Here is a 15,500-nt window from a genome sequence, read left to right as displayed (position 1 = left end):
GTCCATCCCCCCATCCTGCCGCAGCCCCCGCGCGCCGCCTCGATCACCCACCAGCCACCCGAGGCCGGACGCGCGCCGAACGCACGTCCGTACCCCCGCGCCCGAAGCGGCTCATGCCGAAGGCACGGCCCGACCCTCCAGCACCCGCACCACGCTCGTGCCGCAACCACGGCCAGACTCCTCCACCCCGACCAGGCTCGCGCCGCAGGCGCGGCCCCCGCATACCCCCCGACCAGGCTCGTGCCGCAGGCACGGCCCCCGCACTCCCGCGCGAGCAGGCTCGTGCCGCAGGCACGGCCTCCCGCTCAAGCCCCCCGCCGCCGCTCGTGCCCCCGGCACGGCGCCCCGCGCTCGTGCCGCAGGCACGGCGCCCACCCCACCAGCACAGGGCTAGGCGGCGTCCGGGTGCGGTTCTGGCAAGGCGGAGGAGGAAGCCGTAGCGGCGCTACGGCGCCCGACGACAACGCCGCCAGAACCGCACCCGGGCGGCGCCTAGTCGTTGCCGAGGATGATGATGGCGGCGGTAGGGGGTAACGCGTCCTCGTGGTACCGCTCGATCTCCTCGATGGCGATCGGGTCGGCCTGCTGGAGGAACTGGGTGAGGCGGGTGACCTCCTCGGTCTCGCCGATGGAGTCGGCGGCGCGGCGGAGGGCGTAGAGGGAGAGCAGGAATCCGCGGTTGGGTCCGTGGCGCCAGGGGATGGGGCCCTGGCCGCGCCAGCCGGCTCCGCGGAGGAGGTCGAGGCCGCGGTGGTAGCCGACGCGGGCGTAGGCGTAGGAGGGGAGGGCCGCGTCGATGCCCCAGACGCTGTCGGCGAGCAGTGCCCAGGCCAGCGGGGAGCGCGGGTGGGCGGCGGCGAGGGCGGCGAATTCGACGGCTCCCGGGTTCGCGTGCTTCGCGAGGGCCGCGGTGACCGCGGGCTCGTCGGGGAGGAGGGTCGGTTCGGGGCCCAGCAGGTTCTCGCCACTCATGCCTCCCAGGCTATCCCGCTCGAGGCTGTGCGGGTCCGGGGTTCGGCCGTCCGGCGCACGACGGTCGTCCCTCCACAGGGGCGTCAGCGGAGGGAGCCGGGCGGTTCGCCGGTCGCCGCCGTCGTGCGCGGGGGTGCCGCCGATAGCATCGACCCATGGCGACGAACCGCAGTGAAGTCGAGGCCTGGCTCACGGACATGGACGGCGTGCTGGTGCACGAGAACAAGGCGCTCCCCGGCGCGCCCGAGCTGATCCAGGAGTGGACCGATTCGGGCACCCCGTTCCTGGTGCTGACGAACAACTCGATCTTCACGCCGCGGGATCTGGCGGCGCGGCTGCGCGGGTCGGGGCTGCACGTGCCGGAGGAGCGGATCTGGACGAGCGCTCTGGCGACGGCGGACTTCTGCGCGTCGCAGAAGCCGGGCGGGAGCGCGTTCGTGATCGGCGAGGCGGGGATCACCACCGCGCTGCACGAGGCGGGCTTCATCATGACGGAGACGGCGCCGGACTACGTGGTCGTGGGCGAGACCCGCAATTACAGCTTCGAGGCGATCACGAAGGCGATCCGCCTGATCGTCGCGGGTGCGCGCTTCATCGTCACCAATCCCGATGCGACGGGGCCGAGTGCCGAGGGCGTGCTCCCGGCGACGGGGGCGATCGCGGCGCTCATCACGAAGGCGACGGGCAAGGATCCGTACGTCGTCGGCAAGCCGAACCCGATGATGTTCCGCTCGGCGATGAACAAGATCGGCGCGCACAGCGAGAACACCGGGATGATCGGCGACCGGATGGACACCGACATCGTCGCGGGCATCGAAGCGGGCCTGCACACCGTGCTGGTGCTGACGGGGATCAGCGACGAGGCCGAGATCGAGCGCTATCCGTTCCGCCCGGACGAGGTGCTGAGCGGGGTGCACGAGCTCCTGTCGTCGGAGCCGCTGGAGTCGGAGTTCCCGCCGGATTCGGCGGTCTGAGTCCCGGCGGCCCGGCAGCGGGTCGGGCGCCGGCTCCTGACACGGCACCGCGGCTCGCGGGGGTCAGAAGCGGACGTGCTGCAGCACCCAGGCGTGCATCGCGACGGCTGCCGCCGCCGAGGCGTTGATCGACCGGGTCGAGCCGAACTGCGAGATCTCGAGCACGGCCTCCGAGGCGGCGATCGCCTCCTCCGAGAGGCCGGGTCCCTCCTGCCCGAACAGCAGGAGGCAGCGCTCGGGGAGCCGGTAGGTCTCGATCGGCACGCAGCCGGGGACGTTGTCGACGGCGAGGAGGGGCACGTCCGCCTCCGCGGCCCACTGCACGAGGTCGGCCACCGTCTCGTGGTGCTGGACGTGCTGGTAGCGGTCGGTGACCATCGCGCCGCGCTTGTTCCACCGCCGCCGGCCGACGATGTGGACGCCCTCCGCGCCGAACGCGTTGGCGCTGCGGACGATCGAGCCGATGTTCATGTCGTGCTGCCAGTTCTCGATCGCGACGTGGAACGGGTGCCGCGTGCGGTCGAGCTCCGCGACGATCGCGTCCATCCGCCAGTAGCGGAAGCGGTCGACCACGTTGCGCGCGTCGCCGCGCTCCAGCAGCTCCGGGTCGAGGCGGTCGTCCTCGGGCCGCTCCCCCTGCCAGGGGCCGACGCCGTTCGTGGTGAGCTCCACGGAGGCGGTGGGTCCGGTCGCGGGGGTCGCCTCGTTCTCCTGCACGACGAGCGATCCTACTGGGCGCTCCGCGGCTCGGCCGGGTGCACCGGGCCGGTGCCCGGCGGCGTCCGACGAGGCCCGAGCGACGGCGCGCGTCAGGCTGAGGGAGTGCCGGCGAGGGAGCCGGTCAGCTCGCCGCCGCCCGCCCGGTCGACGAAGCAGTAGTAGCTGCGCTCGCCCGCGTCCCACTGCTCCTGGGTGACGGGGAACGCACCGGCGACCTGCACGTCGCCGTAGGTCTCGGCCGCGGCGACGTCCACGACGCCCTGCGCCTGGCAGAGCGAGGAGACGGTGACGGCCAGGGCGTCCTGGCCGGGGAACGCCGCGTCGGTCAGCTCCGCGGCGGAGACGAGCTGGGCGGAGTGGGCCCCCGCGCAGTCCACGACGGTGAACTCCTCCGCCCAGACGGAGTCGAAGGGCTCGACGCACTCGCCGCCGAGGAGCGCGCTCCAAGCCCAGGTGCCGACGGGCAGCGGTCCGACGGTCGGGAGGGTCGCGGTCGGCGTGGGCGAGGGGGTCGGCTCCGCCGTGGGCGTCTCGCTGACGACCGGGACGGCCTGCGGCTCTGCTCGGCCGCCGGCGCTCCCGACGGCGATGCCGATCGCGAAGAGCCCGGCGAGGATGATCACCGCACCCGCCGCGATCAGGCCGATCAGGAGCCGGCGTCGGCTGAGCGTGCGCCACGCGGGCGCTGCAGCGGGCGCCGAGTCGCGTTCGCGGCTCTCGGGTCGGGACCGGGCGGAGCGGCGCTTCCGCGGCGGAGCGGCGTTGACGTGGGCGGCCGCGGGAGCGGTGCGGAAGGGCCCGGGCTCGGCGCGGTCGGCGGGCTCGGCGGCCGGCTCGAGGTTCCACGAGTAGGCGCCGGCGGTCTCGCGCCACAGCTCCTCGTCGCCGCCGTCCTCGTCGGGCTCGTCATGCGGAGCGACGACCTGCTCCCACACGGGCGGCTGGTCCCAGTCCCCGCGCGGGTCGGGCCACTCGTAGACGGCGGGCGGAGTCTGCTCGCGCGGAGTCGGCGGGGTCGCGCCGACCGGGCGTCCGTCGGCGGGGGAGGGGACGCCGGAGCGGCCCGCCGGGTCGACGTCGGTCGAGGATCCGGCATCGGGCTCGTCGTCCGGCCGGTGGGCGCTGCGCAGCCCGGCGGGGGCGGTCGGAAGGTCGGCGGGAGGGTCGGTGTGCGGCAGGACCGGGCGCACGGAGTCCGCCCCGCGGCGGTGCACCTCGGTGCGGCCGGCATCGGTGGAGGCGTCGGAGCCGTCGGCGTCGTCGCGGAGGGGGGCGAAGAACGCGTCGAAGGCGTCCTCGTCGGAGTCGTCCTCGTCGGACACGTCCGCGTCGGAGGCGCTCGTCCCGCGGGCAGTCGTCCCACCGGCACCCGTCTCGCGGGCACTCGTCTCGCGGGCACTCGTCTCGGGCGCTCCCATGGCGCGGGCTCCCGTGTCGTCGCCCCGAGAGCTCCGTCCCTCGGCGGGGACGCCGTCGCGGCCGGAGGAGCGCTCCGGCTCCGCGACCGTTCCGCGGTCGGCGTCGGCGTCCTGCTCCTCCACCCGAGCGGAGTCGTCCGCGGGGTTCGGGAGGTCGCCGCCGTCCTCCTCGGCGGCCGGCGTCGCGCTCAGCACGGGCTCCCCCGGCCACAGGCCGACCGGAGCGGCAGGGGCACGGCGCGGCGCCGCGTCGGAGTTGCTGTCGCTGTCGCTGTTGCTGTCGCGGTCGCGGTCGCGGGCGCTCGACGACGGTCCGGCCGCGTCGGCGGAGGAGGCCGACTCGCTCGCAACGCTCCGCTCCTCCGCTGACGCGTGGGCCTCGTCGGCTGCGGACTCAGCAGGACCGGACGTCCGCTCCGCGCGCGACTCCTCCACGGGAGGGACGGGGCGGGGCGAGTCGAAGATGCTCTTCAGGCGGCCGCCGCTGAGCTGCTGGAGCAGCCACTCGCTGCTGCCGACGGGACGCTCCGGCTCGGGTCGCTCCGGCTCGGCACGCTCCGGCTCGGAGGTCTCCGATCCAGCAGGCTCGGGCTCGCGGCCCTCCGGCTCGCGGCCCTCGGACTCGCGGCCCTCCGGCTCCGGGTGCTCGCCGCCTCCCGGGCCCCCGCCGCGTCCCCCCTCGTCGACCATCAGCTCAGGCCGAGGTCGGCCAGACCGATCGCGGCGAAGTACGGGTAGCCGGCGTCCTCGATGATCTCGCGGGCCCCGGTCGCGCGGTCGACGACGACGGCGACTCCTGCGATCTCGGCGCCGACCTTCAGCAGGGCCTCGATCGCCTTCAGCGGCGAGCCGCCGGTGGTGGACGTGTCCTCGACGACGACGACGCGCTTGCCCTCGAGGTCGGGGCCCTCGACCTGCCGGCCGCGGCCGTGGTCCTTGGGCTCCTTGCGCACGACGAACGCGTCGTAGGCGAGACCGCGGGCGGCGCCCTGGTGGAGGATCGCGGCGGCGATCGGGTCGGCTCCCATCGTGAGGCCGCCGACGGCGTCGACGCGCTCGATCGGCGCGATGAGGTCGAGCATGACCTGCCCGATCAGCGGCGCGACCCGGTGGTCGAGGCTCACGCGGCGCAGGTCGACGTAGTACGACGCCTTCTTGCCGCTCGTGAGGGTGAAGTCCCCGTGGAAGACGGCGTCGGAGCCGATGTACTCGATGAGCTGCTGGCGTGCGTCGGTCACGCGCCTACTCTACGGGGCGACCCCTCCCCCGCTCGGGAGCGCGCCCGCTGCGGCGTGCTCGCCCGCCTCGTCGCCTCCTCCGCGGAACTGTGTCATGTAGAGCTCGTAGTAGGCGCCGCGCTGCTTCAGGAGCGCCTCGTGCGCGCCCTGCTCGACGATCCGGCCCGACTCCATCACCAGGATGGTGTCGGCGTCGCGGATCGTGGAGAGCCGGTGCGCGATGACGAACGAGGTCCGGTCGGTGCGGAGCGCGTTCATCGCGTGCTGCACGAGCAGCTCCGTGCGGGTGTCGACCGAGGAGGTGGCCTCGTCGAGGATCAGCAGCGACGGGTTCGCGAGGAACGCGCGCGCGATAGTGATCAGCTGCCGCTCGCCCGCCGAGACGCTGCCGCCGTCGGCGTCCAGCACCGTGTCGTAGCCGTCGGGCAGCTGGCGCACGAAGCGGTCGACCATGGTGGCCTTCGCCGCGTCGACGATCTCCTCGTCGGTCGCGTCCAGGCGCCCGTAGCGGATGTTCTCGCGGATGGTGCCCTGGAAGAGCCACGCGTCCTGCAGCACCATGCCCACGCGCGAGCGCAGATCGCCGCGCGCGAGGCTCGTGATGTCGACGCCGTCGAGCAGGATGCGCCCTCCGGTGAGCTCGTAGAAGCGCATGACCAGGTTGACCAGCGTGGTCTTGCCCGCCCCGGTCGGACCGACGATGGCGACCGTCTGCCCGGGCTGCGCCGAGAAGGTCAGGTCCTCGATCAGCGGCTGCTCCGCGTCGTACGAGAACGAGACGCCCTCGAACTCCACGTGGCCGTCGGTGCGCTGCGGGAGCGACGCGGTCGCCGTCTCCGGCTCCTGCTCCTCGGCGTCGAGCAGCTCGAACGTGCGCTCGGCCGAGGCGACGCCGGACTGCAGCATGTTCGCCATGCTCGCCAGCTGGGTCACCGGCTGGGTGAACTCGCGCGAGTACTGGATGAACGCGGTCGCGTCGCCGAGCGTCAGCTGACCGGAGGCGACCCGCAGGCCGCCGACCACGGCGATGAGCACGTAGGAGAGGTAGGAGACGAAGGTCATCGCGGGCATGATCATGCCCGAGACGAACTGGGCGCCGAACGAGGCGGTGTAGAGGCTGTCGTTGCGGCGGTCGAACTCCTCGAGCATCTCGCGGTCGCGGCCGAAGGCGCGGACGATCTCGAGCCCGGAGAAGGTCTCCTCGATGTGGCCGTTGAGCGCGCCCGTGTTCTTCCACTGGGCGGCGAAGAGCTTCTGGGAGCGGGCGCCGATCACGCCCGCGATCACGCCCGAGAGCGGGATCGAGATCAGCGCGATCAGCGCGAGCTGCCACGAGACGATGAACATCATCGCGGCGATGCCGATGATGGTGAGCACCGACTGCACCAGCTGCGAGAAGGCCTGCTGCAGCGCCGTCTGGATGTTGTCGACGTCGTTCGTGACGCGCGACATCACGTCGCCGCGCTGCCGGGTGTCGAAGAAGCGCAGCGGAAGGCGGTTGAGCTTGGCCTCGATGTCCTGGCGGAGGTCGAAGACCACCCGCATCACGAGGCCGTTGAGGATGTAGCCCTGCGCCCACATGAGCACCGACGCGACGACGTACATCAGCAGCACGATGATGATCAGGCGGCCGAGGACCACGAAGTCGATGCCCGCGCCGGGCACGATGTCGGTCTTGGCCAGCATGTCGGCGAAGGTGCCGTTGCCCGAGGCGCGCTGCTGCTCGATGATCTGCTCGAGCGGGACGCCGGCGGGGAGCTGCGAGCCGATCACGCCGTTGAAGATCGTGTCCATCGCCTGCCCGAGGATCTTGGGCGCGATGACGGTGAGGACGACCGACAGCGAGACCAGGGCGACCACGAGGACCATCCGGGCGCGCTCGGGGCCGAGCAGCGAGAAGAGGCGCTTGGCCGAGGGCCAGAAGTTCTGCGCCTTGCGGGCGGGCGGCCCGTCCCCGAACATGCCGCCGTCGCCCTCGCCGGGCTCGAACTCGGGCTCGGGGGACGTCGTCTCCTCGGGGGCGGTGGTGTCGCGTGTGCGCGCCATCTCAGGACACTCCTTCGACGCTCAGCTGGGATTCGACGATCTCGCGGTAGGTCGCGTTCGTCTCGAGGAGCTCGTCGTGCGTGCCGCGGCCGACGACGCGGCCCGCGTCGAGCACGACGATCTGGTCGGCGTGGCGGATGGTCGACACCCGCTGGGCCACGATGATCACGGTCGCGTCGGTGGTGGCGTCGGCCAGCGACTCCCGCAGCCGCGCATCGGTCGCGACGTCGAGCGCCGAGAACGAGTCGTCGAACAGGTAGACCCGCGGCTTCGCGACGAGGGCGCGCGCGATGCAGAGCCGCTGGCGCTGCCCGCCGGAGACGTTGGTGCCGCCCTGCGAGACCGGCTCGTCGAGCCCGTGCTCCTTGCTCCGCACGAAGTCCTCGCCCTGGGCGATGCGCAGCGCCTCCCACAGCTCGGCGTCCGTCGCGTCGGGGCGGCCGAAGCGCAGGTTCGAGGCGATCGTCCCCGAGAAGAGGTAGGGGCGCTGGGGCACGAGCCCGATCACCTCGGCGAGCTGCGCCCGGTCGAGGGAGGAGACGGGCACGCCGTCGATCGTGACGGTGCCCTCCTGCGGGTCGAACAGGCGCGGCACGAGGCCGAGCAGGGTGGTCTTGCCGGCGCCGGTGGAGCCGACGACGGCCGTGGTGCGGCCCGGCTCCGCGACGATGTCGATGCCCGAGAGCACGGGGCGCTCGGCGCCCGGGTAGCCGAAGACGACCCCGGAGAACTCGACGCGGCCGCGCGCGGGCGTCAGGACTCCGCCCTCGGGTGTAGTGAGGCTGGTGCGGGCGTCGAGCACCTGCTGGATCCGCTCGGCGCAGACGACCGCGCGCGGGATCATCATCACCATGAAGACGCCCATCATCACGGCGGTGAGGATCTGGAGGAGGTACTGCAGGAATGCGGTGAGCGAGCCCACCTGCATCTGACCGGCGTCGACCCGCTGCCCGCCGAACCACAGCACGGCCGCGGTGGCCAGGTGCAGGATCATCATGATCGCGGGGAACATCAGCACGAAGATGTTGCCGACCTTGATCGACACCTCGGTGATCGCCGCGTTGGCCTTGCGGTACCGCTCGGACTCGAACGGCTCGCGCACGAAGGCGCGCACCACGCGGATGCCCGTGATCTGCTCGCGCAGCACGCTGTTGATCCCGTCGATCCGGTCCTGCATGAGGCGGAACAGCGGCAGCAGCAGGAACACCAGGAAGCCGACCACGACGAACAGCAGCGGCACCGACACCCAGACCAGCCAGGAGAGGCCGGCGTCCTCGCGCAGGGCGAAGACGATGCCGCCGACGCACATGATCGGCGCGGAGACCATGAAGTTGAGGGTCATCAGCACGAGCATCTGCACCTGCTGCACGTCGTTCGTGCCGCGGGTGATCAGGGTGGCCGTGCCGAAGCCGCCGACCTCGAGCCCGCTGAGCGAGTCGACGCGGCGGTAGACGTCGCGGCGCAGGTCGCGGCCGACGGACATGGCGGTGCGGGCGCCGAAGTAGACGGCTCCGATCGCCGCGGCGACCTGCACGACGCAGACCCCGAGCATGGTCATGCCGGTGCCCCAGATGAAGTCGGTGTCGCCGCGGCCGATGCCCTGGTCGATGATCTCGGCGTTGAGGCTCGGCAGGTAGAGCGCGGCGAGCGTCGCGACGAGCTGCAGCACGACGACGGCGGCCACCCAGCGCGCGTAGGGCTTCGCGTAGGCGGAGGCGAGGCGGAGCAGGATCATGGGTCCTCCGGAGGGGCGGAGCAGGAGCGGGAGGGGAGGGGACCGGGCTGGGGAGCGCGGAGCGCCGGGGAGCCCGTCGGGCCCGCACGGCGCGGGCGACGGCGGCGTCCGGACGGCGCGACGAACGGCCGGTCGGGACGGCGCTAGACAACCATCGACCACCGACACCGGTTCCGCAATCCGCCGAGGGGATGACTCCCCCGGCCCGCGGCCGCCGGGACGCGCGGAGGACGCGCAGGAGACGTGTCGGCGGCGGCTCCTACACTTCCAGGATGCGCATCGCCACCTGGAACGTGAACTCCATCCGGGCCCGCACCGGCCGCGTCGTCGACTGGCTCCTGCGCGAGGACGTGGACGTCCTCGCCATGCAGGAGCTCAAGTGCAAGCCCGAGCAGTTCCCGCACGAGGCCTTCGCCGACGCCGGCTACCACGTCGAGATGGTCGGGCTCAGCCAGTGGAACGGCGTCGGCATCGCCTCGCGCCTGCCGATGGAGGACGTGCAGATCGGCTTCCCGGGCATGCCCGGCTTCGCGAAGGAGGCGGCGGCCGACGGCTCCTACCCGCTCGAGGCCCGCGCGATCGGCGCCACGGTCGACGGCGTGCGCGTCTGGAGCCTCTACGTCCCGAACGGCCGCGCGGTCGACGACCCGCACTACCTCTACAAGCTCGAGTGGCTCGCGGCCCTCGAGGCGAGCACCCGCGAGTGGCTGGCCGCCGAGCCCGACCTGCCGCTCGCCCTGGTCGGCGACTGGAACGTCGCGCCGCTCGACAGCGACGTGGGCGACCCGAGCCTCGGCCCCGGATCCACGCACGTCTCGATCCCCGAGCGCGCCGCCTTCGCCGCCTTCGAGGACGCGGGCCTGCGCGACGTCGTCCGCCCGCTCGTGCCCGAGGGCTACACCTACTGGGACTACAAGCAGCTCCGCTTCCCGCGCAACGAGGGGCTGCGGATCGACTTCGTGCTCGGCTCCCCCGCGTTCGGCGAGCTCGTCACCGGCGCCTCGATCCACCGCGACGAGCGCAAGGGCGACGCCCCGAGCGACCACGTCCCGGTGGTGGTCGACCTCGACCTGGAGACGACCCTCGACGACGACCGCCCGATGATCTTCTGAGCATGGCCTCGTCGAAGAAGAAGCGCGCGCGGGCCGAGGCCGCCTCGGCCGGCGCCTCCCGCCCCGCCGCCCGTCCCGCGACGGCGCGCCCTGCGACCGCCCGCCCCGCGACCGCCCGCCCCGGAGCCGCGCACGACGAGTTCCGATCCGACGCCTACCGCTCGGTGGGCGAGATCATCGCCGCCGGGAAGCCGCGCCGGCGCCGCTGGGACCTCGTGCTCTCGATCCTCGGCTGCCTCGCCCTCGGCCTGCTCACGATCGTGCTCGGCTACCTCGCCGCGATCCTCTCGGTCTTCCCCGCGCAGTGCGAGGGCCAGAACTTCGCCTGCGACTTCGACCGGATCGACTGGGGCGTCTCGATCGCGCTGATCGGGCCCCCCGCGCTGACGCTGATCGCCGTGGTCGTGACGGTCGTGCGCTACCTCGTGGGCCGACGCGCGTTCCTCGTCCCGGTCATCGGGTTCGTCCTCTGCATCGCCACCGCGTTCCTCGCCTCCTCGCTCGTGACGAGCTCGATCCCAGGGTCGGCGCTGGTCTAGCACCGACCCGGGGCGCGTCAGCGGTCGGCGTGCTCGGCGCTGGTCCAGCACCGACCCGGAGGCGCGTCAGCGGTCGGCGTGCTCGGGGCGCGATCGCGCGGTCAGCCGCAGGCGGGCTCGTCGTTCAGCGTCACCGCGGTGGGGTTGATCATCGGGGTCACCCGCACGGTCTGGTCGCCGAAGCCGGAGGCGTCGCCGGCGCTGAACTGCACGTCGAACGTCTCGGACTGGCCGGGCGAGAGCTGCACCGCGACCTTCGAGACAGGACGGCCGAGGTCGTCGAGGCTCTCGGGTCCGTAGCCGGTGCCGTCGGCCCACGCCGCGCTCGACACCGTGGTCCCGGGAGGGCCGTAGACGTAGATGTTGGTGACGAAGTCGCCCAGGGGGTACGCACCGCGCCCGCCGGCCGCGGCGACGTAGCCGGGCAGCGTCCGAGCGACCGCCTTCGAGATCGTGTTGGTCACGGTGACGGAGGTGGTGAAGACCGCGCCCGAGGCGGCGCACCGGCCCGCGCTCGACTGCGTGACCGCCGTGCTCAGGTAGTAGTCCATCTTCGAGCCGCCCGAGGCGTCCTGGAAGAACACTCCGGTGGTCGTCCCGTCGGTCGTCGTCTGCGGCAGGACCCCCGCGATCGGCGTGGGCGCGAGGAGCGCCTGCTCGTCGGCGTCGGAGCTGTAGGCGAGGATGCGGCTCTCGTCGACCGCCTTCACGATCGCCGGGAGCATCTTCGTCGGCTCCATCTCCCCGCCGAGGATCTTCCCCAGGACCGTCGCGCTCGCCTCCGAGAAGAACTCGTCGGTGCGCTCGGCCACGACCGACTCCGGGTAGCGGAAGTAGACCTCGTTGAGCAGGGTCGAGACGGTGTTCTCGCTCGTGAGGACCGTGCCGTCGGTGAGGGTCACCGGCCCGGTCGAGCCGAGGAGGTAGGAGAGGGCGACGGGGTCGATCGCGAGGACGCCGTCGATCCTCTGCTCGGGGAACTTCTGCGCCCAGAACTGCGAGGCGATCGAGGCGGCCGTCGGGAAGTCGGGGCGGCTGGTCGAGACGTTGAAGGTCGTCGCCATGTTCTCGCCGATGGTGTCGAGCGCGCTCTGGTCGACGGTGACGGGCGCCAGACCGCGGAAGTCGCCGCTGCCCAGCTGACGGCCGATCGAGATCGCGCCGCCGTCGACGTCGAGCTGCATCACCGACGACGCGCCGCCGCCCAGAGCCTGCGACTCCGCCAGGTTCTGGAACATCACCAGGTAGTGGCGCGGACCGGACGCTCCGAGGGAGTCGGGGAGGATCGCGGTGAGCGGCTCGACCTGCTCCATCGCCGCGGTCGCGGTGGCCAGCTGCGGAGTGAAGGAGTCGAGGGCCGAGGCGACCTGCGGCACCAGCGGGCCGCGGTCGATGCCCTCGACGCGGGTCTGCGCCGCGTCGACGACCTCCTTGGCGACGGTGATCTTCTGCGACAGCTCGGTGATCGCCGCGAGGTCTACCCTGCCGTCGACGGGCTTGAGGATGTCGAGCGAGGTCGTGGAGAGCGGCGTGACGATCCGGCCGGAGACGTCGTCGGCGATCTCGGTCGCGGCGCGGACCGCGGACAGGTTCGGCCCGAGGACGGGCACCACCTCCATCACCCGCCACACCGGGTCCTCGGTCTCGTCGCGCGCCTCGCCGGTGAGGGTCGCGATCCGGCCCGCGGTCTCCTCCGCCCCGGAGGTGTCGAACGTCGTCAGCCTGTCCGTCACCTGCGACACCAGCGGGATCGCCTCGGTCAGCTTGTCGCGGACGGTCATCGCCTTGTCGTAGGTGCGCACGCCGAGGAGCACCGCGACGACGGCGCCGATCAGCAGGACCAGGAGGACGATCAGCGTGATCCAGAGGCCGCGACGGCGGCGCGGCCTGCCGCGGGCGGAGCGGTCGGCGGACGTGGTGGTGCTCATTCGAGAGAGCCTAAGCGACGGTCGGCGGAGTGCGACCGGGCCCGCGCCACCGGCCCCGTCCCAGGACGAGGGACACGCGACGCGGATGCGCGGGCCGTCCGGCGCCTCCGCCGGGACCGAGCGGGAGGCGGGGATGCTGCTCCGCTCAGCCCAGCAGGAGGGACACCCCGATGAGCACGGGCACCGCGGCGACCGTGGTCACGAGGGCCGTGTCGCGGGCGACGGCGACGCCCCGGTCGTAGCGCGAGGCGAAGGTGAAGATGTTCTGCGCGGTCGGCAGCGCGGCGGTCACCGTCACCACGAAGAGGTGCTCGGAGTCGAGGTGGAACGCGAAGCGCCCCAGCAGCAGCGCGACCGCCGGCATCACCAGCGACTTGAGGACGGAGGCGACCACCACCTCGACCCGCGCCGGCCCCGCCTCCAGCGGCCGCTGCCCGCGCAGCGACATCCCGAAGGCGATCAGCACCAGCGGGATCGACGCGTTGCCGATGATCGAGAACGGCTGCAGCACGGGCGCGGGCAGCTCGACGCCGGTGAGGGCGACGACGAGGCCGAGGGCGGAGGCGATGATCATCGGATTCCGCAGCGGCTGTGTGAGGATCGCGCCGACCGAGGTCCGCCCGCTCGTCGAGACGTCGAGCAGCGTCAGGATCGTCGGCGCGAGGACGATCAGCTGCAGGAGGAGCGTCGGCGCCACCCACTGCGGATCGCCCAGCACGTAGATGGCGACCGGCAGTCCGATGTTGTTGGCGTTGACGTAGGAGGAGGCCGCGGTCCCGATCACCGTCTCCGGCAGCGGGCGGGGGAAGAGCAGCCGCGAGGCCAGCACGTAGAGCAGGGCGACGGTCAGCACCGTCAGGAGCGAGACGAGCAGGAACGAGGAGAAGAGGACGGAGACGTCGGCCCGTGACAGCACGGTGAACAGCAGCGCCGGCGTCGTGACGAAGAAGGCGATCCGCGACAGGATCAGCCGGCTCTCGGGCGGGACGATCCGGAACCGCGCGATCAGGTAGCCGACCGCGATGACGACCCCGATGATCGAGAAGCCGGTGAGCACGCCCTCCACGCCGCCGCCTCCCCGCCGCGGCCCGTCCGCTGTCGCGCCTCCACCCTAGGCAGTGGCCGGGCGTTGCAGCGCCGGCGCGACGCGCCTACGGTGTGCGGCATGCCGCATCTCGAGGTCCCCGGCGCGAGCCTCCACTGGGAGGCGGACGGCCACGCCTCCGCGCCCGCCCTGCTGCTCGTGCACGCGGGCATCGCCGACCTGCGGATGTGGGACCCGCTCGTCCCCGACCTCTCGCGCGACCGGCTGGTGGTCCGCTACGACGTCCGCGGCGCGGGCGGAACGAGCACGGAGGACGTGGAGTACGACCCGCGCCGGGACGCCCTGGACGTGCTCGACCACCTCGGCGTCGAGCGCGCGGTGGTCGTCGGCTGCTCGCGGGGCGGAACGCTCGCGCTCGACCTGGCGCTCGAGCATCCGGAGCGGGTGACCGGCCTGGTCGTGATCGCCCCGGGCCTGGCGGGCTTCGACTACCCCGCGCTGACGGCGGAGGAGGAGCGGCGCTTCGGGGAGGTCGAGGCGCTGGAGCTCGCGGGCGAGCGGGAGGCCGCGGCGATCGTCGAGGCGGAGCTCTGGGCCGTGGGTCCCGACCGCTCCGCGGACGACGTCGCTCCGGAGTTCCTCGCGCGGGTCCGGGAGCTCGCGCTCACGGGCGTCGGCCACGAGGCGGAGGCCCCCCGCCCGATCGAGCCCTCCGGGCTGGCGGGCGAGCGGCTCGGGGAGATCGCCGTGCCGACCCTCGTCGTGGCGGGCGCGCACGACCTCTCGGAGTCGCTGCCGGTCTGCGAGCACCTCGCCGCCGAGGTGAGCGGTGCCGAGCTGCACGTGCTCGAGGACGCGGCGCACCTGCCCGGCCTCGAGCACCCCGAGGAGTTCCTCGCGGTGCTGCGGCCGTGGCTGGAGCGCCACGGGATCTGATCAGGCCACGGCGGCCAGGTCGAACGCCCAGTCCACGTAGAGCTCCGGCGGCTCGCCCTGCTCGACGAGGTCGATCCGGTCGAAGCCGGCCTCGACGCAGGTCGCGCCGGCGTCCAGGTCGCTCTCCGCCACGAAGGCGTGCACGAAGCGTGGCACGGGGAACGCCGCCGCCTCCGCGAGCAGCATCCGCACGGAGTCCGCGGTGATGCCGCGGGCGTGCGGAGCGATGCTCCACGCCGCCTCGTAGGCGACGACGCCGCGCGAGCAGCCGTACCAATAGCCGATGGAGCCGACGGAGAGTCCGTCCAGCTCGACCACGTAGAAGAACGCGTCGCCGTCCGCCCAACCGCGCAGGTAGCGGTCGTGGCGCACGAGGATCTCGCTCTCGCTCTCGAGTCCGCCGCCCGCGTGCGCGAGGGTGTCGCGCAGGACGGAGGCGTCCGCCTGCGGCCAGGGGAGCAGGCGGAGGTTCTCGGGGTGGTGGTCGATGCTGGCTGTTCTCTGGTCGCTTCCGGGTTCGGGTCCCGTCACGCGCTCCGATCCTCTCTCTCAGGATGGCTCGCCGATCGAGCGCGCCGCCAGGGTGTTCGGCGCGCCTGACCGATCGGATGTCTCCGCACTCGGGATGCGGACACGGTGTCGCCCCATCTTCGACCCGATGAGGGGAGGGAAACGGAAGCGGTGAGGAATCTAGCCCCGGACGGGGGGTGGCACCTGCACGACACCTGGGCAACCGCTGACCGCGGGGCCGGAGAGGGGCGGCGGAGACGTGCGCCCGCCCCTGCGAGATCGCCGCTTCGCTCCGCCGAGACGCAAGAAAAGCGCGCGCACGAGCCC

At 72.8% G+C, this 15,500-nt stretch carries 13 protein-coding genes; 4 read left to right on the top strand and 9 right to left on the bottom strand.

The features are described from left to right. Positions 1-492 precede the first annotated feature (492 nt). Positions 493-972 carry a DUF3151 domain-containing protein gene (locus tag C5C63_RS13485; protein WP_104234388.1) on the bottom strand — a complete coding sequence of 160 codons (480 nt, stop codon included), beginning with the start codon at positions 970-972 and terminating at the stop codon, positions 493-495. A 155-nt stretch (positions 973-1,127) separates the two neighbouring features. On the opposite strand from C5C63_RS13485, the gene C5C63_RS13480 reads away from it, so the two are divergent. Beyond that, on the top strand, positions 1,128-1,946 hold the full coding sequence (locus C5C63_RS13480; protein WP_104225721.1) for an HAD-IIA family hydrolase: 819 nt from the start codon (positions 1,128-1,130) through the stop codon (positions 1,944-1,946). Positions 1,947-2,009: 63 nt separating this feature from the next. On the opposite strand, the gene C5C63_RS13475 is transcribed toward C5C63_RS13480, so the two are convergent. The 5 genes from C5C63_RS13475 to C5C63_RS13455 all read right to left on the bottom strand — a co-directional run bounded on the left by C5C63_RS13475 (position 2,010) and on the right by C5C63_RS13455 (position 9,103). Next, positions 2,010-2,663 carry a TrmH family RNA methyltransferase gene (locus tag C5C63_RS13475; RefSeq protein ID WP_104292832.1) on the bottom strand — a complete coding sequence of 218 codons (654 nt, stop codon included), beginning with the start codon at positions 2,661-2,663 and terminating at the stop codon, positions 2,010-2,012. Positions 2,664-2,755: 92 nt separating this feature from the next. Then, positions 2,756-4,774: a septum formation family protein gene (locus C5C63_RS13470; RefSeq protein ID WP_104326231.1), complete on the bottom strand. Its 2,019-nt coding sequence runs from the start codon at positions 4,772-4,774 to the stop codon at positions 2,756-2,758. After that, positions 4,774-5,322 (bottom strand): orotate phosphoribosyltransferase, encoded by a 549-nt coding sequence (gene pyrE, locus C5C63_RS13465; protein ID WP_104222804.1) that lies wholly within the window; start codon positions 5,320-5,322, stop codon positions 4,774-4,776. Before pyrE ends, C5C63_RS13470 begins: the two co-directional genes overlap by 1 nt. 9 nt (positions 5,323-5,331) lie before the next feature. Continuing rightward, the gene (locus C5C63_RS13460; protein WP_104326230.1) at positions 5,332-7,368 is read right to left on the bottom strand and encodes an ABC transporter ATP-binding protein; all 2,037 of its coding nucleotides are present in this window, start codon (positions 7,366-7,368) and stop codon (positions 5,332-5,334) included. Between the two features lies 1 nt (position 7,369). Further along, positions 7,370-9,103, bottom strand: a complete 1,734-nt coding sequence (locus C5C63_RS13455; RefSeq protein ID WP_104326229.1) for an ABC transporter ATP-binding protein — start codon at positions 9,101-9,103, stop codon at positions 7,370-7,372. A 272-nt stretch (positions 9,104-9,375) separates the two neighbouring features. Between C5C63_RS13455 and C5C63_RS13450 the strand changes: the two genes are divergently transcribed. Next, a complete protein-coding gene (locus tag C5C63_RS13450) occupies positions 9,376-10,215 on the top strand; it encodes an exodeoxyribonuclease III (RefSeq protein WP_104234384.1) in 840 nt (279 codons plus the stop codon). 2 nt (positions 10,216-10,217) lie between these two features. Continuing rightward, a complete protein-coding gene (locus tag C5C63_RS13445) occupies positions 10,218-10,754 on the top strand; it encodes a hypothetical protein (protein WP_104326228.1) in 537 nt (178 codons plus the stop codon). A gap of 101 nt (positions 10,755-10,855) precedes the next feature. On the opposite strand, the gene C5C63_RS13440 is transcribed toward C5C63_RS13445, so the two are convergent. Both C5C63_RS13440 and C5C63_RS13435 read right to left on the bottom strand, forming a co-directional pair. Next, complete coding sequence (locus C5C63_RS13440; RefSeq protein ID WP_104222808.1) at positions 10,856-12,682, bottom strand: DUF4012 domain-containing protein; 1,827 nt, start codon at positions 12,680-12,682, stop codon at positions 10,856-10,858. Between the two features lie 145 nt (positions 12,683-12,827). Next, positions 12,828-13,748 (bottom strand): AEC family transporter, encoded by a 921-nt coding sequence (locus C5C63_RS13435; protein WP_104222809.1) that lies wholly within the window; start codon positions 13,746-13,748, stop codon positions 12,828-12,830. Between the two features lie 99 nt (positions 13,749-13,847). Here C5C63_RS13435 and C5C63_RS13430 point away from each other — a divergent pair, with 99 nt between their 5' ends. After that, positions 13,848-14,663 carry an alpha/beta fold hydrolase gene (locus tag C5C63_RS13430; RefSeq protein WP_104292828.1) on the top strand — a complete coding sequence of 272 codons (816 nt, stop codon included), beginning with the start codon at positions 13,848-13,850 and terminating at the stop codon, positions 14,661-14,663. On the opposite strand, the gene C5C63_RS13425 is transcribed toward C5C63_RS13430, so the two are convergent. Further along, positions 14,664-15,194, bottom strand: coding sequence for a hypothetical protein (locus C5C63_RS13425; protein WP_104292827.1), 531 nt, complete (start codon positions 15,192-15,194; stop codon positions 14,664-14,666). Positions 15,195-15,500 lie beyond the last annotated feature (306 nt).

This window comes from Rathayibacter sp. AY1B8 (genome assembly GCF_002932775.1).
GTDB lineage: Bacteria > Actinomycetota > Actinomycetes > Actinomycetales > Microbacteriaceae > Rathayibacter.
This window is presented reverse-complemented; position numbering and strand designations above follow the sequence as displayed.